This window comes from Devosia insulae DS-56, assembly GCF_000970465.2.
Classification (GTDB): Bacteria; Pseudomonadota; Alphaproteobacteria; order Rhizobiales; family Devosiaceae; genus Devosia_A; species Devosia_A insulae.
Window position 1 is genome coordinate 1 of sequence record NZ_LAJE02000224.1, and the last position, 3,565, is coordinate 3,565.

2 protein-coding genes are annotated in these 3,565 nt (G+C 67.4%); both read right to left on the minus strand.

The genetic code is table 11. The annotated features are described in order from the left end of the window. Positions 1-131: 131 nt before the first annotated feature. A complete protein-coding gene (locus tag VW23_RS16225) occupies positions 132-1,010 on the minus strand; it encodes a transglutaminase family protein (protein ID WP_069910591.1) in 879 nt (292 codons plus the stop codon). Positions 1,011-1,021: 11 nt separating this feature from the next. Continuing rightward, a complete protein-coding gene (locus tag VW23_RS16230) occupies positions 1,022-3,424 on the minus strand; it encodes a circularly permuted type 2 ATP-grasp protein (protein ID WP_069910592.1) in 2,403 nt (800 codons plus the stop codon). Between the last annotated feature and the right edge of the window lie 141 nt (positions 3,425-3,565).

Sequence of the window (3,565 nt, forward strand, 5' to 3'; positions counted from 1 at the left end):
GCCCTCACCGGCGCCAGTGTTTTGGTCTCCTCCCCCCTTGCGGGGGAGGGACAGGGTGGGGGGTACTCCGTGCGCGCCGAGCCATCCACGCGCTTGCCCCGCCACGCGGGGAGAATCACGGAGAAGCCGGCTTACTCCACCCGCACCACGTCCACGGATTGCTTGGCCGTATGGCCGCCGCTGGTGCGCAGCACGCCGACGATCGGGGAGATGTCGGAATAGTCGCGGCCGTGGCCGATGGTGATGTGGTCGGGGCCGGCCAGCATGGCGTTGGTGGGGTCGAACTCCAGCCAGCCCGAATGCTTGCCGCACCAGACCCGGACCCAGGCGTGCATGGCGTCTGCGCCCTCGAGCCGCGGCTTGCCCTTGGGCGGGATGGTGCGGAGGAACCCCGAGACATAGCCGGCGGGGATGCCGAGGCCACGCAGCCCTGCGATCATCACATGGGCAAAATCCTGGCAGACGCCGCGCTTCAGCGCAAAGGCCTCGACCGGGCCGGTATCGACCTTGGTGGCGTCCTTGTCGTAGCGGAAATCGCGGTGAATTCGGAGGCAGAGATCCATGGCCGTGGCGTAGATCGACTGGTCACCGGCGGCGGAATCCCGCGCATAGTCGGTGATGGTGCGATCGAGAGGGATACGCGGTGAGGAGGATAGGAAATGCTGCGGCGAATCCGGCGCCACCGACCAGAGCGCGCTCAGCTCGTCCCTCAGCCCATTGAGGGTGGGGGAGAGATCGACCGGTGCATGCAGGTCCTCGACCTGCACCCGGGCGGTGAGCCGTACGTCGAGGTGATCGTGCCGGCCGGCATAGGCAATGGTGGTGACGAGGTTGCCGAAATAGTCGGCAAAGGTGGTTTCCTGCTCGGGGCGCGGCTCGAACGACAGTGACGAGGCGATCACCCGCTGGGCATTGGGAATGGAGATCGGGGCGACACGGACCAGGTGACGGTCGCCATGCACCGAGGCCTTGTAGTCGTAGTGCAGTTCGAGCCGGACGTCGTAGAGCACGGCTCGCCTCCTCAGACGAAATAGGCGTCGGCGATGAGCCCGGCGAGATTGCCGATCTCGATGCCCAGCCGGTTGATCTTGGATGTCGTCATGTCCTCTGGCTCGGTGACGCGGAGCTCAGTATCGAGCGTCAATGCCGCCTTGGCCGCCATCGACAAATGCCCGTCCTCGAGGCCACCAGGCAGTTGTTCGAGTTGCTGGTAGAGTTCGGCGATCTGGAAGCGGACGGAGCGCGGGTTGAGCGGGTCGAGTACCAGGAGGTCGACATAGGAGTTGACCCCGGCGCTCACCGCATAGCGGCGGCGATGCGTCATGACGCTGTCGCCGACTTCGAGGAGCAGGTCGAGCGCCCCCTCGGGCGCGCCCTTGCGCGTACACCAGGCAACGCTGTGGGCGATCTGGATGCCGCGCTCCAGCCGCCGGCCGATCTCGAGGAAGCGCCAGCCGGCAAAGCGGTACATATTTTCGTGCACCAGGCCGGAAAAGCCGGCGAGCTTGCGCAGCAGCACGGTCATGGCGCGGGTCGCGTCGTCGCCCGGCAGCACGCGCTGCGAGAAGCTCCTGGCGGTCTTGCGTAAATCGGTCAGGGCCAGCCAGCCATCGGGCGAGAAGCGGTCGCGGATCTGGCTGGCGCTGTGCACGGCGCTGTCGATGGCGGCGAGCAGGCCCGGCGGCAGCGGCACCTCGGCGTCGACGCCGATGCCATCGAGATAGGCCCGGGTATCCTTCAAAATCGCCTGATCGGTGTTGGAGATCTCGGCCAGCCGCGCATTGTAGGCACGGAGAATCCGCACCATGGCCTCGCAGCGTTCGGCATAGCGGCCGAGCCAGATCAGGTTGTCGGCGGCGCGGCTGGGGAGGCTCCCCGAGGACATGCGCACCAGCTTTTCGCCTTCGGTCGGCAGCAGCGTGACGCGCTCGACCGGCGCCTTGCTGACCACCCAGACGTCGGCCGCCTGGCCGCCGCGCTGCATGGCGATGGCGGTCGAATCCTGGGTCGAGCCGACCCGGGCGAAGCCGCCGGGCATCACCGTCCAGCCATCGCGGGTGCGGGCAGCATAGACGCGCAGCGTCATCGGCCGTGGCTCGAGCTTGCCGCCGACATAGACCGGGGCAGTGGAAAGCTGCACCTGTTCCTGGCCGACAAACTTGCCGCCTTCGGCTTCGAGCCGGGCCCGCAGCGCCTGTCGCTCGGCCTCGGGCAGCGCACCGCCGACCACGGTGCCGCGCTGATCCTCGATGGCGAGGCCGGTGGCAAAGGCCGAGCCGACCATCATGGTGTCGAACTTGTCGATGACGTGCTGCCGTTCGGCCGCCCCGCCGCACCACCAGGTGGCGATCGAGGGCAACTCGAGCTCGCGCCCGGTCAGCGCCCGGCAGAGGTTGGGCATGAAGGCCGAAAACGCCCGGGTTTCGAGGATGCCGGTGCCCAGTGCATTGACCATCGAAATGGTGCCCTGGCGCAGCGCCTCGGTGAGGCCGGGCGTGCCGATATGGCTGTCGTAGCGCAATTCCAGCGGGTCGACGAAGCTTGCGTCCATGCGCCGCCACAAGACGCTGATCGGCTGCAGGCCCGAGACGGTGCGCACCATCACCTGGCTGTTGTCGACCACCAGGTCCTCGCCCTCGAGCAGGGTGAAGCCGAGATAGCGGGCGATATAAGCGTGCTCGAAATAGGTCTCGTTGTGCTGGCCCGGCGTCAGGATGCCGACCCGACCATCGGTGGCGATGCCGGTCAGTGCGTCGCGGAAGCCGCGGAAGAAGCCGGCGAGCCGGTGCACATGCATCTCGCCATAGATATCGGAGAGGGCGCGGGTGGTGGCGACGCGGTTCTCGACGGCAAAACCGGCGCCCGACGGCGCCTGGGTGCGGTCGCCCAGCACCCACCAGCCGCCATCCGGCCCGCGACCGAGCTCGAAGGCGCAGAAATGCAGGAAGTGTCCGCTGGCCGGGCGCACCCCGACCATCGGCCGCAGAAACTCGTCATTGCGGGCGACCAGTTCGGGCGGCAGCAGGCCGCGCTGCACCAGCAGGTTACTGCCATAGATGTCGGCGACGATGGTTTCGAGCAACTCGGCGCGCTGCGTCAGGCCGTGCGTGATGGTGAGCCACTCGCTCTCGTCGAGGATCAGCGGCACATGCGCCAGCGGCCAGGCGCGCTCCTTGCCCTCGGCGCCATCATATTTGCGATAATAGACGCCGGCGTCGCGCAGATACTGGTCGGCGCGCTCGAAGCGGCCCGCCAGTTCCTCGTGCCCGAGCTCGTCGAGCGCCGAAATGAGCGGCGCCCAGCTCGGACGGATCTGCCCGGCGGCATCGATCATTTCGTCGGGAACACCCGGCAACAGCTTGTAGTCGGCCACAAGGCTCGGCGCCCCGCGCTTTCTAGCCTGCCGTTGATTCCGCTTATCCATGGGGAAATAGCGCTAGCGGATGGGCGTGGAATGGCAGGGGGGAATGGGCGGGAATGGGTAAGGTTGGGGGGAGGGGGTGCAGGCTGAAGCAGACGGTCCCCTCCCGGCGTCCCCCATGAAGGGGGAGGTGAAGAGTCGAGG

Coding starts and splice junctions, on each gene's coding strand:
- VW23_RS16230 (WP_069910592.1), bottom strand. CDS start 3,424: ATGGATAAGCGGAATCAACGGCAGGCTAGAAAGCGCGGGGCGCCGAGC.